A 15,823-nucleotide genomic window follows, 5' to 3' on the forward strand; every position below is an offset into this window, starting at 1 on the left:
GCCGCCCCTCAGGCGCGCTCGGGCGCGGCGTGCCCGAGCGCGGCGGTGAGCTGCTCCAGCAGGCCGATCGCCGCGTCCGCCAGGACGGTGCCGGGCCCGAAGATCGCCGAGGCGCCGGCCGCGCGCAGCTCCTCGAAGTCGCCGGGCGGGATGACGCCGCCGACGACGATCATGATGTCGTCGCGGCCCAGCGCGGCGAGCTCCTCGCGCAGCGCGGGGACCAGCGTCAGGTGGCCCGCGGCGAGCGAGTTGACCCCGACGATGTGCACGTCGGCCTCGACGGCCTGCAGCGCCACCTCGGCGGGGGTCTGGAACAGCGGGCCCACGTCGACGTCGAAGCCGAGGTCGGCGAACCCGGTCGCGATCACCTTCTGCCCGCGGTCGTGGCCGTCCTGCCCCATCTTGGCCACGAGGATGCGGGGGCGGCGGCCCTCGGCCTCCTCGAACGCGGCCGTCGCGGCCCGCGCCCGCTCGATGCCCGTCACCTGGCCCGCCTCCTCCCGGTACACACCGGAGATCGTACGGATCTGCGCCGCGTGCCGCCCGTAGGCCCGCTCCAGGGCGTCGGAGATCTCGCCGACGGTCGCCTTGGCCCGGGCGGCGTCGATGGCGAGCGCGAGCAGGTTGTGCTCCAGGCCCCGCGGGCGGGTGCCCTCCTCGGCGGCCTCGGCGGCGCGGGTGAGGGCCTCCAGCGCGGCCCGCGCCGCGGTCTCGTCACGCTCCTCGCGCAGCCGGCGCAGCTTGTCGATCTGCTGCGCGCGCACGGAGGCGTTGTCGACCTTCAGGACCTCGATCTCCTGCTCGACGTCGGGCCGGTACTTGTTGACGCCGATGACGGGCTGCCGGCCCGAGTCGATGCGGGCCTGGGTGCGGGCGGCGGCCTCCTCGATGCGCAGCTTGGGAAGCCCCTCGTCGATCGCCTTGGCCATGCCGCCGGCCTGCTCGACCTCGGTGATGTGTCCCCAGGCGCGGCGGGCGAGGTCGTAGGTGAGGCGCTCCACGTAGGCGCTGCCGCCCCAGGGGTCGATGGTCCGGGTGGTCCCGGACTCCTGCTGCAGGACGAGCTGGGTGTTGCGGGCGATCCGGGCCGAGAAGTCGGTCGGCAGCGCGAGGGCCTCGTCCAGCGCGTTGGTGTGCAGGGACTGGGTGTGGCCCTGGGTGGCGGCCATGGCCTCGATGCAGGTGCGGGCGACGTTGTTGAACACGTCCTGCGCGGTCAGCGACCACCCGGACGTCTGCGAGTGCGTCCGGAGCGACAGCGACTTGGGGTTGCGCGGCTCGAACGTCTTCACCAGCCGCGCCCACAGCAGCCGCGCGGCGCGCAGCTTGGCGACCTCCATGAAGAAGTTCATCCCGATCGCCCAGAAGAACGACAGGCGCGGCGCGAACGCGTCGATGTCGAGGCCCGCCTCGCGCCCGGCGCGGATGTACTCGACGCCGTCGGCGAGCGTGTAGGCGAGCTCCAGGTCGGCGGTCGCCCCGGCCTCCTGGATGTGGTAGCCGGAGATCGAGATGGAGTTGTACTTCGGCATCCGCCGCGAGGTGTACTCGAAGATGTCGGAGATGATCCGCATGGACGGCTGCGGCGGGTAGATGTAGGTGTTGCGGACCATGAACTCCTTGAGGATGTCGTTCTGGATGGTCCCCGCGAGCGCCTCCGGCTCCACCCCCTGCTCCTGCGCGGCGGCGATGTAGAGCGCGAGGACGGGCAGGACGGCGCCGTTCATGGTCATCGACACGCTCATCCGGTCCAGCGGGATGCCGTCGAAGAGCTGCCGCATGTCGTAGATGGAGTCGATCGCCACCCCGGCCATGCCGACGTCGCCGGCCACGCGCGGGTGGTCGGAGTCGTAGCCGCGGTGCGTGGCCAGGTCGAAGGCCACCGACAGGCCCTTCTGCCCGGCCGCGAGGTTGCGGCGGTAGAAGGCGTTGGACTCCTCGGCGGTGGAGAAGCCGGCGTACTGCCGGATCGTCCACGGCTGGGTCGCGTACATCGCCGGGTAGGGGCCGCGCAGGAACGGCGCGATGCCCGGGTAGGTGCCGAGGAAGTCGAGCCCGGCCAGGTCGTCGCCGGTGTAGAGGGGCTTGACGCCGATGCCCTCCGGCGTGTCCCAGGTCTGGGCCTCGGGGTCGGCTCCGGTGGCGTCGGCGACCGCGGCGCGCCACCGCTTGGCGGCCTCGTCGGCGGGGGGCGCCGTCCCGAGGTCGACCTCGGTGAAGTCGGGGATCATTCGTTCACTCCCAGATCGTGGAGGGTGGTCTCCAGCACCTCGACCGCGTCGCATCCCGCGTGCACGCGGGCGTCGACCCCCTCGTAGGTTCCCTTACCCGCCAGCCAGACCTTCACAGCACCCGCGTCGCGCAGGATCCGGGCCGCCTCCACGGCCCTCTCCTCGTAGAGGGCGTCGCTGGAGCAGATGCAGGCGACCGCGGCGCCGGACGCCCCGAACTCCTCGGGGGCGCCGGTGACCGTCTCGATCCCGCCCGCCTGGAAGAGGTTGGCGGCGAACGACGCGCGCGCCGTGTGGACGGCGATCGGCCCGAGCGTCGCGAGGAAGACCTTCGGACGGGCGCCGGTCGCCTCCGCGTGGGCGTCGGAGCGGTCGCGAAGGGCCTCGAAGTCCTGCGCGTACGCGACGACCGGGAGGCCGCCGCCGGGCGCCCGGGGCGCGGGGTCGCGCCGGGGCGGCGTCTCGGCGAGGTCGGGGAACTCGCTGACGCCGGTGATCGGCGCCTTGCGGCGGGCGATGTCCTCGCGGCGCCGCTCCCAGGTGGCGGCGAGGCGGCGGGCGACGAGGCCCGAGTCGAGGGCGGCGGCCAGGCCCCCGGCCTTCTCGATCTCGGTGAACCAGGCCCAGGCCGCCTGGGCGAGGCCCTCGGTGAGGCTCTCGGCGTACCAGGAGCCGCCCGCCGGGTCGACGACGCGGGCGAGGCTCGACTCCTCCAGCAGCAGCGTCTGGGTGTTGCGGGCGATGCGGCGGGCGAAGCCGTCGGGCAGGCCGAGGCGGGCGTCGAACGGCTGGACGGTGACCGCGTCCGCGCCGCCGACCCCGGCGGCGAACGTCGCGATGGTGGTGCGCAGCATGTTCACCCACGGGTCGCGGCGCGTCATCATCGCCGAGGAGGTGACCGCGTGGACGCGCGCGGCGGTGCCCTCGGCGGCGCCGCTGACCTCCGCCACCCGCGCCCACAGGCGGCGCGCGGCGCGGAGCTTGGCGATCGAGGAGAACTGGTCGGCGCTGACGGCGAGGCGGAACTCGATCTGCCCGAACGCCTCGTCCACGCTCAGCCCGGCGCCGGTCAGGGCGCGCAGGTACGCGACGCCGGCGGCGACGGCGGCGCCCAGTTCCTCGGCGTCGCCGCCGCCCGCGTCGTGGTACGGGGTCCCGTCGGCGACGACCGCGCGCAGCCGGGGGAACTCGCGGGCGCAGCGGACGGCGAGCGCGGCGGCCTCGTCCAGCGACCCCGGCGCGCCGGTTCGCGCCGCGAGGCCGAGCGGGTCGGCGCCGAGGTTGCCGGACGCCTCGGCCGCGTTCCCGCGCTCGGCGACCAGGGCCAGGAACGCCCGCGCGGCCTCGCCCGCCGACGCTCCCGCGTCCAGCACCACCGGGGCCAGGTCGAGCAGGACGCCGCGCAGCGCCTCGGGCAGCGCGGCCACCGGCAGGCCGCCCTCGCCGAGCCGCAGCCAGACGGAGGTGGCGCCGTTCTCCAGGTCGGCGAGGATCGCCTCGCGGGTGACGGCCGGGTCGGGGTGGGCGTGCCGCTGCCGGACGTCCCACCCGGCGATGCCCTCGCCGTCGGGGCGCACCTCGCGCACGTAGGGGGCCAGCCCGGGACGTCCCGGCGGCGCGTCGTCGCGCGTGTAGAGCGCGGCGATCGGCACCCCGTCGTAGGAGTCGCGGGTCAGCAGGCCCTCGATCTCGTCGAGGGGGGTGTCCTCGCTCGCCGCGCCGGACCTGCGCAGCACCCCCTTCACCATCTCCCGCCACCGGTCGCGGTCGGCCGCGGGGAAGGCGGCGGCCAGTTCGAGTTCTTCAGGCGGCACCGTCATGTCCTGGATGGTAGGTGAGCGGCCGAATCCGGCTCGGGACCGGGTCCCGCTGACCAGTACGCGGCGCGCGCCGCGGGCCCGGGTTAGCGGTGCGCCGTCCGGGAAGAGGGGTGGTCATGACCCTGGAGACACTCCCCGGCGACCTGTACCACATGCAGGAACTCCTCGACGGACGGGAGAAGGAGATCCTCGGGCGGGTGCGCGGCTTTCTGGAGGCGAAGGTCGCGCCGATCGCGAACGACTGCTGGGCGCGGGCGGAGTTCCCCTTCGACCTGATCCCGCAGTATGGAGAGCTCGGCATCGCGGGCCTGGCCTACGACGAGTGCCCGGGCGACAAGCCGAGCAGCCTGCTCACCGGGTTCCTCGCGATGGACATGGCCCGGGTGGACCCGTCCATGGCGACGTTCTTCGGGGTGCACGCCGGGCTCGCGATGGGCAGCATCGGGCGGTGCGGCTCCCCGGAGCAGCGCGAGCGGTGGCTGCCCGCGATGGGGCGGATGGAGAGGATCGGCGCGTTCGCGCTCACCGAGCCGGACGGCGGCTCGGACGTCGCGCTGGGCCTGCGGACCACCGCGCGGCGCGACGGCGACCACTGGGTCCTGAACGGCGCGAAGCGCTGGATCGGCAACGCCACCTTCGCCGACCACACCGTCGTGTGGGCCAGGGACGAGGCCGACGACCAGGTGAAGGGGTTCGTCGTCGCGAAGGGCACGCCCGGGTTCACCGCGACCCGGATCGAGAACAAGATCGCTCTGCGGACCGTGCAGAACGCCGACATCCTCCTGGAGGACTGCCGGGTCCCCGAGTCCGACCGGCTGGCCGGGGCGAACGGCTTCCGGGACACCGCCGCGATCCTGCGCCAGACCCGCAGCGGCGTCGCCTGGCAGGCCGTCGGGGTGATGCTCGCCGCGTACGAGATCGCCCGCGACTACGCGGTGGGACGCGAGCAGTTCGGGCGGCCGATCGCCAAGTTCCAGCTCGTCCAGGACCTTCTGGTCGGGATGCTCGGCAACGCCACCGCCTCGCTCGGCATGGTGGTACGGCTCGCCCAGCTCCAGGACGAGGGCCTCTACCGCGACGAGCACTCCGCGCTCGCCAAGGCGTACTGCACCAGCCGCATGCGCGAGGCGGTCGGCTGGGCGCGCGAGCTGATGGCGGGCAACGGGATCGTGCTGGACTACGGCATCGGCCGGTTCGTCGCCGACGCCGAGGCGCTCTACTCCTACGAGGGCACCCGGGAGATCAACACTCTGATCGTCGGCCGCGCGGCGACCGGTCTGGGGGCGTTCGTCTGATCCGTCCGTCCCGGCGGCGGCCCCTCCCCGGCCACGGCTGATCTTCAGGTACCCCCGAAGGCCCCGTGGCTAGGGGCGTTGCTAGAGTTCGGCGTCGTAGCCCCCAGCCCCCGAACCGTGCAAGGGAAGACGAACGCATGTCGACTGGCAGCCACGCCGGGCGTCCCAAGTCCTGGGTCGCCGTGGCCATCATCTTCACCGGTTTCGCCGTCGGCGGCGTCGGCGTCACCCTGGGCCCCGACTGGGTCGTGTTCGGGGTGGGCGCCGCGCTCGTCGCGATCGGCGGCGTCATCGCCCTGGCCGTCGACATCATGACCGACGTCGTCGTCGACGAGCCCCGGGCGTAGCAGTGTTCGGCCGGCCTCCGATCGAGGAGCGGATCGCCGCGCGGCAGCGCGAGCGCGGGCCGCTCAAGCCGGGGACCGTCTTCCCGCACGGCCCCGCCAAGATGCTGTTCTTCTTCGGCATCGGCGTGGTCGTCGTCACGCACCTCATCGCGCTGTCGATGTACTTCGTGGACCCCGGCCCCTGAGGGGCGGACAGGGTCCGCGCGCGGCACGCGCCGACGGCCCGTCTCAGCGGCCCCGATCCGAGCCGTTGGGCGGGCCGTTGCGCTTGTCGCCTAGGTAGAACAGCCCCGCCAGGACGAACACGGCGGCGGCCACCAGGATGACGAGCATGCCGATCGGAGTCGAGCCAGGCACCGGATCTCACCTCTTCCCTTCCGCTGCGTCTCCCCGGACGGTGCCCGCTGAGCGGCGGGTCAAAAGAGGGTCAAGAAGATCCCTTACTACCCATTCGGGCCGTCCGGCAGGTGCGCGAGGCGCGGCGGCGACGTAGCTTCGAAGGCCCGAGCCAGAGGTGGTGGGATGGCCCTGCGATTCGGAATCGAGGAAGAGTACTTCGTCGTCGATCCCGTCTCCCGGAAGCTCGTCCCCCGTGCCGCCGCGGTGGTGCGCCGGGCGGGCGCGGCGCTGGGCGAGCGCGCCTCCACCGAACTCGTCGCCTACCTCGCCGAGGCCAAGACCTCGCCGTGCGACGACCTGGACAAGCTCGGCGAGCAGATCCGCTCGATGCGGGCGGTGATGGCCGCCGCCGCGGCGGCCGAGGGCGTCCGCCTCGCCGCGACCGGGACGCCCGTGCTGGGGGAGCTCGTGCCCGCCCCGATCACGCGCGGCGCCCGCTACGCCGAGAGCCTCGCCTTCTACCGCGGCCTGGACGACGAGCAGAGCATCTGCTCGTGCCACGTCCACGTGGAGATGCCGGACCGCGAGCGCGCCGTCCAGGTCAGCAACCATCTGCGCCCCTGGCTGCCGACGCTGCTGGCCCTGGCGGCGAACTCGCCGTACTGGGCCGGACGCGACACCGGCCACGCCTGCTGGCGGGCGTTGGCCTGGGCGCGGTGGCCGGTGGCGGGGCCGCCGCCCTACTTCGCGTCCGCGGGCCACTACGACGACCTCGTCGGGGCGCTGCTCGAATGCGGGGCCCTGATGGACTCCGGGACGATCTTCTGGGACGTCCGGCCGTCGGCCCGGCTGCCCACGATCGAGGTCCGGCTCGCGGACGTCGCCCCGACGGCCGGGGAGGCGGCGGTGTTCGCCGCGCTGGTCCGGGCGCTGGTGCAGGTGTCGTCCGACCTGGTGGACGCCGGCGAGCGGGCGCCCGACCCGCCCCCGGAGACGCTGCGCGCCGCCTACTGGCTGGCGGCGCGGCACGGTCCGGCCGGGCGGGGGCTGGACGTGCGCACGGGCCGGCCCGCGACGTTCGGCGAGCAGGCCGGGGACCTGCTCGCGCACGTGCGGCCCGCGCTGCGCGGCGCCGGCGACCTCGACGCCGTCGCCCGCGGGGTGCGGCGCCTGGTCGCCGGCGGGACGGGCGCGGAGTTGCAGCGCGGCGCCCACCGCAGGCGCGGGCGGCTGACCGACGTCGTCGACGCGGTCATGCTGCCCGGTCAATGACCCCCCGGTCATGGGGCTGCCGGGGGCCTCGGTCGTCATTGGTCCGGATATTGTCTGTTTTCGGAGGGCGCCTCGCGGGTACCGCTGGATCGGAACATCAGATCGGCTGACCTCGGGGGATGTCCGCATGGCCCTGCTCGTACGGCTTCCCTCCTGCGCGTATTCTCGATCGAATGCACGAGACAGCGGCACCGGACGGAGCGACCGAACGATGAGCCTCAGCCCCGGCGGAACGGGCGTGGCACGCGAGGACGCGTTCATCCACCCCGCGCTCTTCTACCGCGGCGACGAGGAGTACCTCGCCGGAACCGTGCCGTTCATCCGCGCCGGGCTCGACGCGGGAGAGCCGGTGGCCGTGGCGGTGCCCGCCGTCCGCATGGCGCAGCTGGGCGACGCCCTCGGCGCGGCCGCCGACCGGGTGAGCTGGATCGACATGGCGAAGGCGGGCCGCAATCCCGGCCGCATCATCCCGGGAGTGCTGCGGCACTTCGCCGACCGGCACGCCGGTGGCCGGGTGCGGATCATCGGCGAGCCGATCTGGCCCGGCCGCTCGGCGACCGAGTACCCCGCCTGCGCGCAGCACGAGGCCCTGATCAACCTTGCTTTCGCGGGGCGCGAGGCCACCATCCTGTGCCCCTACGACGAGGCCCGGCTGGACCCGGTGGCGCTCACCGACGCCCGCGCCACCCATCCGGTCGTGATCGACCGGTCCGGGACGCACCCGAGCGCCGACTACGCGCCGCACCGCGTCATCGGCGACTACAACCTGCCGCTGCCCGAGCCGGCCGAGGCCGCCGGGGCGGTCGCGATGAGCTTCGACATCGACGCGCTCCCCCTCGTCCGCGAGTTCGCCTGCCGCTGGGGGGCGAAGTTCGGCCTCGGCACCGGCGCGGTCGGCGACCTGGAGCTCGCCGTGAACGAGCTGGCCGCCAACTCCTGCCTGCACGGCGGGGGCACGGGCACGGCGCGCCTCTGGGTCGAGGACGAGCACGTGGTCTGCGAGGTCAGCGACGCCGGGACGATCAGCGACCCGCTCGCGGGCCGCCGCCCGGCGGACATGAGCCCGAACGGCGGCCGCGGCATCCTCATGGTCAACCACCTCGCCGACCTGGTCCGCGTCCACACCGGACCGGAGGGCACCACGATCCGCGTCTACATGCGCACCGTGAGCCCCGGCCTCAGCTGAGCGCCCGGCCGATCCCCGCGAGCGTCTCGGCGAGCAGCGCGTCCCGCCCGGTGGACGCCGCGTACTCGGCCAGCGTCGCCGTGAGGTTCAGCGCCAAGGCGCGCGCGGCGGTTTCCTGCTCCGGCGGCACCGTCCCGTACTCCGCGAGGAGCGCCTCCCGCGCGGCGCCGCCGAACCCCGCGTAGGCCAGCGACAGGTCCACGGCGGGCGCGCCGAGGCAGACGTCCCCCCAGTCGATCACTCCCGCCGCACGGCCTGCGGGGGTGAGCAGGAGGTGCCGGACGTGCAGGTCCCCGTGGACGACCACCGGGTCGCCGCCCGGCGCGTCCCAGCCCTCGGCCGCGGCCAGGAACTCCTCGACGGCCGGATCCGGCCTCCACACCCCTCGGGCGGCGATCGCGTCGAGGCGGCCGCGGGTCCGCGCCGCGCGCCCGGCGGGGTCGGCGCGTCCCATCGGGTCGACCGGCAGCCCCTCCCCCGCCTCTCGGACCAGGGCCGGGTCGTGCAGGGCCCGCAGGAAGGCGCCGGTCTCGGCGGCGAGGGCGACCCGGTCCTCGTCCGGCGGCCTCACCTCGGCGAGTTCGCGCCCGGGGATGCGCCGCGCGCCCCAGAACGGCCAGGGGAAGTCGTCCGCCGGCTCCCCGAGGAAGCGCGGCACGGGCACCGGCAGCGGCAGCCGGGGCGCGAGGACGGGCAGCACGGCGGTCTCGCGCTCGACCCCCGCCAGGGCCATCCGCCGGCGCGGGAAGCGGAACACCCAGTCGCCGCCGACGAGCAGGACGGTGTTGTCCCAGCCCGTGGCGAGGCGCTCCACCGGGGCGCCGCGGAGCTCAGGGAACCTCCGCCCGATCAGCGTGCTCGCCAGTTCGGGCGTCACCTCGTGCTCGGGAGCCCACTCCGGAGTCGTCACGCGGAGGAACGCTACCCCTGCCGGCCAGCCAGAGCGCGGCGACGACGAGGCCGCAGCCGGCGAGCTGCGCGGGACCGGGCCGCTCGCCGAGGACCATCGCGCCGAGGGCGACCGCCAGCACCGGCTGGAGCAGCAGGAGGGCCCCGGCGACGTCGGCGCCCAGCCGGGGCAGCGCCGCGCCGATCAGCACCCACCCGCACACCTGCCCCGTCATCGACAGCGCGGCGAGCCAGCCGAGAGCGGGCCATCCCGGCGCGAGGTCGATCCCCTGCCAGGGGCCTCCGATAGCGGCGGAGGCCGCCCCCGCGCCCAGCGTCGACAGCAGGACCGGCTGCGCCCGGTGCTCCTGGCCGCGACCGGCGAGACGGGTGAGGAAGAGGTAGCCGCCGTAGGCGAGCCCGGCGCCCGCGCCGAACAGCGACCCGAGCACCGGGTCCGTCCCGTCCGTGCCGTGCCCCGCGACGCCGGCGGCCAGCGCGACGCCGCCCATCAGCGCCGGCACGGCCGCCGCGAAGGCCCGCGAGGGCCGCTCTCCGAACACCGCGAACGCCAGCAGCGGGACCACGACGACCTGGACGTTCACCAGCACGGTCGCGATGCCCGCGCCGACGCCGTCGATCGACGCGCCCCACAGCACGAAGTCGGCGCCGAGCACCAGCCCCGCGAGGACGTCGAGCCCGGCGCGGCGCCGCGGCCCCGCCCCGCGCCGCTCCCAGCGCGCCAGGAGCGCCAGCACCGGCAGCGCGAGCGCGCACCGGAAGAACGCCGCCGTCCCGGGCGAGACGCCGGACAGCCGGAACAGGATCGCCGACGCCGAGATGAACGCGGCGCCGGAGGTCAGAAGCAGCCGCGGATCGATCCGTCGCATGCGCACCACGCTGCCGTCCAGCGACTGATTAGCACAAGCGAATATTGCTTAGCGAAAAACAGTAGTATCGCTACCGTGACGCTGAATGTGGAACGCCTGCGCGCCCTGCACGCCGTGGCCGTGCACGGTTCGATCGCGGCCGCCGCCGCGGCCATGCACGTGACGCCCTCGGGGGTGTCCCAGCAGCTCTCCAAGCTGGAGCGCGAGACGGGCCACACCCTGCTCGAACCGCGGGGCCGGGGCGTCCGGCTCACCCGGGCCGGGCACGTCCTGGCCGGGCACGCCGAGCGGGTGATGGCCCAGCTGGCCGCCGCCGCGGCCGAGCTCGACGGGCTCCGCGAGGCCGCCGTCGGGCCGCTGCGGCTCGGGGCGTTCGTGACCGCGGCGCGCTCGGTGCTGCCCGCCGCGCTCACCGCCCTGCGCGAGCGGCATCCCGACCTCGTCCCGACCCTGCTGGAGGCGAACACCGACGAGATCCTGCCCGCGCTCACCCGCGGCGACGTCGACGTCGCCGTCGTCGAGAGCTGGGACACCCTGGTCACGCCGTTCCCCGCGTCGGTGGCCCACGTCCTGCTGTCCTCCGACGTCATCGACCTCGCGCTGCCGGCCGGGCACCCGCTGGCCCGGCGCCGCGCGGTCGCCCTGAGCGAGCTGCGCGGGATGCGCTGGGCCTCGTGGACGGCGGGCGGCAGCTGCGACCAGCAGCTCGTGCAGACGCTCCGCGAGCACAACGTGGAGCCCGACATCGCCTGCAACGTCGCCGACTACCCCACCCAGCTGGCCTTCGTGGCGGCCGACCTCGCCGCCGCGCTCATCCCCCGGCTCGGCCGCGACCCGATCCCGCGCGGGGTCCGCGTCGTCGCGACCAGGCCCGCCGTGCACCGCAAGATCTACGCGGCGTGGCGGGCCGGGGCGGACCGGCCGGCGGTCCGGGCGTGCGTGGAGGCGCTGCAGGCCGTCGCCGAGCGCCTGCCGGACGGCCGGCCCGGCTCATGACCGGGCGCGCCGCCGCCCGACGCGGCCGCGGGGCTTGAACACCGAGAGGGCGGTGGCGGAGAGCAGCATCGCCAGCTGGCAGGAGACCACCGCCACCTGCTCCCACTGCCGCCCGGCGGCGGGGGCCGCCCCGCCGGCGGTCGCGTCCGCCATCGCCTCGGGCGTGAACAGCAGCATCCCGGCGAGGATCACCAGGACCAGCAGCACCAGCTTGGCGAGCACCCAGTAGTGCCGTGCCAGCCCCCACGGGCTGCCGGTGGCGAGCGCGACGCCGCTGGCCAGGGCGGTGAGGCTGAGCGGAATGCCTCCCCCGAACACCAGCACGCTCATCAGGCGGTAGGCGGAGTTCGCGAGCACGGGGTCCGCGGTCAGCGCGGCGGTGAGGTTGAGCAGCACGAGGCCCCACACCTCCCCCAGCAGCGCGACGGAGGCGACGACGTGCACGACGGTGACGGTCTTGCGGACCGAGGGTCCCGGCCGCCACCACTGCCCGGCGGCCTCCGGCCGCGACTGGAAGGTCGACATCCGAGCGCTCCCGGTTCTCTCGACGACGCTCCGATCGTGCGACGGCGGCACCGGAGGCGTCGTCGGCCGTGCGGAGGCTTCCGCCCTGCCACGCCCGGGGCAGTCGCCCGCGGGGGCCTGCTCCACGCGCGGTATCCCCTCGGCGCCCCATCCCTCTCGGAGCCCCATCCCGCGCCGGAAGGCCGAGACTTGACCCGGCGATCAGTTGCGGAGGCGAATCGGCGGGAATGATGCCCTTCGCCCGACTTCCGATCGCTTTGGGGACACGATGCGTCTTCTTGCTCGCGCTCACCAGATGCCCGTCCGGCTGGCCGTCGGCGCGTTCGTCCTGAACTCGGGCCTGTCGAAGCTCCAGGGACTGGACGCGGCGGCCGACGAGATCCACGGGACGGCGAAGACCGCCTACCCGTTCCTGGAGTCGCAGGACCCGCGGGACTTCACCCGCGCGCTCGGCAGGGCGGAGGTCGCCCTCGGCGCAGCGCTGCTCGTGCCGCTGGTGCCCTCGCTCGTCGCGGGCGCGGCGCTCACCGCGTTCTCGGCCGGGTTGACCGGCCTGTACCTGCGGCTGCCCGGCATGCGCCAGGAGGGCGGGCTGCGCCCCTCTCCGCAGGGGATCCCGCTCGCCAAGGACACCTGGCTGGTCGGGGTCGGCGCCTCGCTCGTCCTGGAGGAGCTGGTGAGGCCGCGCTCCGAGCGCCGCCGCCGCCGATGACCCTCCTTGACGCGGGGCCGCGCCCGCGGTGAGGATCGGCGCGTCCCCCCGAGGAGGCCGCGCCATGACGTCCGAGCCCCGCCCGTCCCCTCTCGTCCGCGTGGCGGACGGCACCGACGCCGCACCGATCGCGGCCGTCCTCGGGCGCGCCTTCGACGACGACCCGGTCTGGCGCTGGCTCCTGCCCGACGACGCCTCCCGCGTGCGGCGGATGACCGCGCTGTTCGGCATCCTGCTGCGGCAGGTGCACCTCCCCCACGGGGCGACCGAGACCACCGGGCGCCGGGACGGGGCCGAGGCCGCCGCCCTGTGGGACCCACCCGGCCTGTGGAGCGTGCCGCTGCGTCTGCAGGCGGCCTACGCCGTGCCGCTGCTGCGCATCCTGGGCGCCAGGACGCCCGCCACCCTCCGCGCGCTCAGCGCGATCGAGAAGCACCACCCGCGCGAGCCGCACTGGTATCTGGCGGTGCTCGGCACCGACCCCCCGGCGCAGGGCAACGGCCTGGGCGCGGCCCTGCTGCGATCACGGCTCGACCGCTGCGACGCCGAGGGCCTGCCCGCCTACCTGGAGTCCTCGAAAGAGCAGAACGTGCCCTACTACGAGCGGTTCGGCTTCCAGGTGACGCGCGAGCTGCCGCTGCCGGGCAAGGGGTGCCCGCCGGTCTGGCTCATGTGGCGCGCCCCCGGAGGGTGACTCCGCAGGGTCCTCCACCGCGAATCGACATCTTCGGTTAAGTGCCTGTCATGGCCGGAAAAGGCCAGTCGCGCGACCGCGCCCGCGCCCGGACGCGCCCGCACGCCGATCGTTCGCCGCAGCACCGGACGATGATGCGCCAAACCCCGCTGACCCGATGCGGCCACGTGCCCGGCGGGTTTCGGACGGTCCATCGGATGCGGCCGCCTCCGGACCCGCCGCGGCCGCCTACCGTCGTAAGCGAGCCATTGCACCGATCCCCTCTGGTGAAGGCGACAGGTGAAGCACCATGCCCATGGCCGGCACGAGGGCGCCGGAGAACACCCCTCTCGCCCTGCACAGGCCGGGTCCGGCGCGCGTCCAGGACTACCTCCTCGGCGGCAAGGACAACTACGCGTCCGACCGCGACCTCGCCCAGCGGATCCTGCGGGTCCTGCCGCAGGCCGCGGCGGCCGCCCGCGCCGCCCGCCGCTTCCTCGCCGGCTCCGTCGCGCAGCTCGCCGGACGCGGCGTGCGGCAGTTCGTCGACCTCGGCTGCGGCCTGCCGAGGACGGACAACCTGCACCAGATGGCCGCGGGCCGCGCCGGCGGCGCCCGCGTCGTCTACGTCGACCACGACCCGCTCGTCATCGCCCACGCCCGCGCGCTGCTCATCGACGGCGGCAACGTCGCGGCGCTGCGGGCCGACATCCGCGACCCGGCCGCCGTCATGGGCAGCCCCGAGGTGCGGCGGCTCATCGACCCGGCCGAACCGGTCGCGCTGGTGTTCTCCAGCGTCCTGCACTTCGTGGACGGCGCCGCCGACCTCGTCGCCGACCTCGCGGCGTCCACGGCCCCCGGCAGCGCGCTGGTCGTCTCGCACGCCACCGCCGACTTCGCCCCCGGCGCCGTCACGGAGGCCGCGCGGCTCTACGGCGAGGCGACGTCGGTCCCGGTGCGTCCGCGCGGCGGCGCGGAGATCGCGCGGCTGCTCGGGCCGTTCCGCCCGCTGCCCCCCGGGCTGACGCCGCTCACCCCCGAGGGACCCACCGGCCCCCGCGACGAACCGGTCCTCTACGGCGCCGTCGGCGTCCGCTGACAGCGATGTGGTGTTGATCACATTTTTCGGATAAGCCCGGCGCGGACGGCGCGCTCCGGCTGGCCGCGACCGCCCTGCTCTCGCCGCGCCTCCGGCGTCCGCGCCCCGTGACACAGCGTCAGCCGACGGATGCCCCGATTAAGAGAAATCTCATTTGCCCGTTAGAAACGGTAACGGTTCGGCCCCTATCGTGGCCCGGATGCCGACGAACACCCTGACTCCGCATGACACGACGATCGGCGCTCCCCCCGCGAAGGCACCGCGCATGGGCTGGCTGGACGCGCTGCGCGGCCTCGCGGCCCTGGTGGTGGTGTTCGAGCACTCCCTGGACGTGCTCCTGCCCGAGGTCCGCCGGGCGACCGGCCCGTGGTTCGACTTCGGCCGGTACGGGGTCTTCGTGTTCTTCCTCGTCAGCGGCTACGTGGTGCCGTTCTCCCTGGAGCGGCGCGGCAGCGTCCGGCAGTTCTGGACCGGACGGCTCTTCCGCCTGTACCCGGCGTGGGGCGTGTCGGTGGTGCTGGCGCTGCTGCTCAGCGCGGCCGGCCTCTCCTACGGCCTGCCCGCGGCGATCGGCGACCGGCCCTGGGCGTCCGCGCTGGCGCACCTGACGATGCTGCAGGACCTCCTGGGCGTCCCGAACGTCGTCAACGTCTTCTGGACGCTGTCCTACGAGATGGTCTTCTACCTCCTCGTGACGGCGATGTTCGTCGCCGGCGTGCACCGCGCCAGCGCCCGGGTCGCCCTAGGCTTCGGCGTGGGCGCGGCCATCCTCGGCGTCGCGCTGCCGTCCGGGCTGCTGGCCTCCCGGTGGCCGGGCGGGACGGTCCTCGCCGCCGCGCTGATGCTCGCCGGCGGCCTGGCCGCCATGGTCAGCCGGCACCGCGGGCTGCGGCGGGCGGGCGTCGCGGTGGTGGCCGCGCTGGCCCTCGTCCTGCTCGTGCTGAACAGCCGCATCGGCGCCATCGAGAGCCTGTGCATCATCGCCACCATGTTCGCCGGGACCGCGATCCGCGGCATCCAGGACGGGCGGCTCCGGCTCGGGCCCGCCGCGGCGATGGTGGCGATCGTCCCGGCCCTGACGCTGGCGGCGGGCATGCGCACGCCGACCAGCTGGGCGCTGCACGCCAACCCGAACCCCCTCGGCCCGGACTGGTCCATCGCCGTGGGCGCCGCGTGGCTGACGTTCCTGGCCGGGCTCGCCCTGCGGAACCGCTCCATGCCGCGCGTGCTCGTGTGGCTGGGGCTGGTCAGCTACTCGGTCTACCTGCTGCACCCGCTGGTCATCCAGGCGGTCTGGCACGCCGCCGGACGCGACACCTGGGGGCTGTCGGCACCGGTCCGGGCGGTCTGGGGCGTGGTGCTGCTGGCGACCGTCCTCACCTCGGCGGCGCTGGCGCACCGCTACGTCGAGCGGCCCGCGCAGAACCTCGGCCGCCGCCTGACGGCACGGCGACGCTCCCCCGTGGCGCCCGCCGCCGCCTCCGCACCGCAGCCCGCCCACCCCTGACCGTCCCCTCCGGCGGGTGATGACAGCGTTCGCTTTCTTGCCT

Annotated in this window: 16 protein-coding genes; 10 read left to right on the forward strand and 6 right to left on the reverse strand. The window is 74.7% G+C overall.

All coding sequences use genetic code 11. The annotated features are described in order from the left end of the window. Positions 1–8: 8 nt before the first annotated feature. Both scpA and AB0C87_RS23505 read right to left on the reverse strand, forming a co-directional pair. Positions 9–2,231, reverse strand: a complete 2,223-nt coding sequence (gene scpA / locus AB0C87_RS23500; RefSeq protein WP_360579478.1) for a methylmalonyl-CoA mutase — start codon at positions 2,229–2,231, stop codon at positions 9–11. After that, complete coding sequence (locus AB0C87_RS23505; protein WP_360579479.1) at positions 2,228–4,051, reverse strand: methylmalonyl-CoA mutase subunit beta; 1,824 nt, start codon at positions 4,049–4,051, stop codon at positions 2,228–2,230. Before AB0C87_RS23505 ends, scpA begins: the two co-directional genes overlap by 4 nt. A gap of 116 nt (positions 4,052–4,167) precedes the next feature. Here AB0C87_RS23505 and AB0C87_RS23510 point away from each other — a divergent pair, with 116 nt between their 5' ends. The 3 genes from AB0C87_RS23510 to AB0C87_RS23520 all read left to right on the forward strand — a co-directional run bounded on the left by AB0C87_RS23510 (position 4,168) and on the right by AB0C87_RS23520 (position 5,878). Further along, the gene (locus AB0C87_RS23510) at positions 4,168–5,346 is read left to right on the forward strand and encodes an acyl-CoA dehydrogenase family protein (protein ID WP_360579481.1); all 1,179 of its coding nucleotides are present in this window, start codon (positions 4,168–4,170) and stop codon (positions 5,344–5,346) included. Positions 5,347–5,483: 137 nt separating this feature from the next. Beyond that, positions 5,484–5,693 carry an HGxxPAAW family protein gene (locus AB0C87_RS23515; RefSeq protein WP_345176068.1) on the forward strand — a complete coding sequence of 70 codons (210 nt, stop codon included), beginning with the start codon at positions 5,484–5,486 and terminating at the stop codon, positions 5,691–5,693. 2 nt (positions 5,694–5,695) lie between these two features. Further along, positions 5,696–5,878, forward strand: coding sequence for a hypothetical protein (locus tag AB0C87_RS23520; protein WP_021600299.1), 183 nt, complete (start codon positions 5,696–5,698; stop codon positions 5,876–5,878). Between the two features lie 43 nt (positions 5,879–5,921). Here AB0C87_RS23520 and AB0C87_RS23525 read toward each other — a convergent pair whose 3' ends face one another. Next, complete coding sequence (locus AB0C87_RS23525; RefSeq protein ID WP_360579484.1) at positions 5,922–6,050, reverse strand: hypothetical protein; 129 nt, start codon at positions 6,048–6,050, stop codon at positions 5,922–5,924. A 165-nt stretch (positions 6,051–6,215) separates the two neighbouring features. On the opposite strand from AB0C87_RS23525, the gene AB0C87_RS23530 reads away from it, so the two are divergent. Further along, positions 6,216–7,304: a glutamate--cysteine ligase gene (locus AB0C87_RS23530; protein ID WP_360579486.1), complete on the forward strand. Its 1,089-nt coding sequence runs from the start codon at positions 6,216–6,218 to the stop codon at positions 7,302–7,304. A 211-nt stretch (positions 7,305–7,515) separates the two neighbouring features. Continuing rightward, the gene (locus AB0C87_RS23535; protein ID WP_353834614.1) at positions 7,516–8,490 is read left to right on the forward strand and encodes an anti-sigma factor RsbA family regulatory protein; all 975 of its coding nucleotides are present in this window, start codon (positions 7,516–7,518) and stop codon (positions 8,488–8,490) included. Here the strand turns inward: AB0C87_RS23535 and AB0C87_RS23540 are convergent. Together AB0C87_RS23540 and AB0C87_RS23545 are read right to left on the reverse strand one after the other, a co-directional pair. Beyond that, positions 8,483–9,400, reverse strand: coding sequence for a phosphotransferase (locus tag AB0C87_RS23540; RefSeq protein WP_360579488.1), 918 nt, complete (start codon positions 9,398–9,400; stop codon positions 8,483–8,485). The two genes, AB0C87_RS23535 and AB0C87_RS23540, sit on opposite strands and share 8 nt — an antisense overlap. Beyond that, a complete protein-coding gene (locus AB0C87_RS23545; protein ID WP_353834616.1) occupies positions 9,321–10,268 on the reverse strand; it encodes an EamA family transporter in 948 nt (315 codons plus the stop codon). The genes AB0C87_RS23540 and AB0C87_RS23545 overlap by 80 nt, the downstream gene beginning before the upstream one ends. 75 nt (positions 10,269–10,343) lie before the next feature. Here AB0C87_RS23545 and AB0C87_RS23550 point away from each other — a divergent pair, with 75 nt between their 5' ends. Then, the gene (locus AB0C87_RS23550; RefSeq protein ID WP_345176088.1) at positions 10,344–11,264 is read left to right on the forward strand and encodes a LysR family transcriptional regulator; all 921 of its coding nucleotides are present in this window, start codon (positions 10,344–10,346) and stop codon (positions 11,262–11,264) included. Here AB0C87_RS23550 and AB0C87_RS23555 read toward each other — a convergent pair. Then, entirely contained in the window at positions 11,259–11,789 is a 531-nt protein-coding gene (locus tag AB0C87_RS23555; RefSeq protein ID WP_345176091.1) for a DUF2269 family protein, read from the reverse strand. The genes AB0C87_RS23550 and AB0C87_RS23555 overlap by 6 nt on opposite strands. A 268-nt stretch (positions 11,790–12,057) precedes the next feature. Between AB0C87_RS23555 and AB0C87_RS23560 the strand changes: the two genes are divergently transcribed. The 4 genes from AB0C87_RS23560 (at position 12,058) to AB0C87_RS23575 (ending at position 15,780) form a co-directional block, all read left to right on the forward strand. Further along, positions 12,058–12,501, forward strand: coding sequence for a hypothetical protein (locus AB0C87_RS23560; protein ID WP_345176092.1), 444 nt, complete (start codon positions 12,058–12,060; stop codon positions 12,499–12,501). 64 nt (positions 12,502–12,565) lie between these two features. Beyond that, positions 12,566–13,195 (forward strand): GNAT family N-acetyltransferase, encoded by a 630-nt coding sequence (locus AB0C87_RS23565; protein ID WP_360579491.1) that lies wholly within the window; start codon positions 12,566–12,568, stop codon positions 13,193–13,195. A gap of 295 nt (positions 13,196–13,490) precedes the next feature. Further along, on the forward strand, positions 13,491–14,273 hold the full coding sequence (locus AB0C87_RS23570) for an SAM-dependent methyltransferase (protein WP_345176095.1): 783 nt from the start codon (positions 13,491–13,493) through the stop codon (positions 14,271–14,273). Positions 14,274–14,472: 199 nt separating this feature from the next. Beyond that, positions 14,473–15,780, forward strand: a complete 1,308-nt coding sequence (locus AB0C87_RS23575; protein ID WP_345176098.1) for an acyltransferase — start codon at positions 14,473–14,475, stop codon at positions 15,778–15,780. Positions 15,781–15,823: the final 43 nt, after the last annotated feature.

This window comes from Actinomadura sp. NPDC048021 (assembly GCF_040653135.1).
Taxonomy (GTDB): domain Bacteria; phylum Actinomycetota; class Actinomycetes; order Streptosporangiales; family Streptosporangiaceae; genus Spirillospora; species Spirillospora verrucosospora.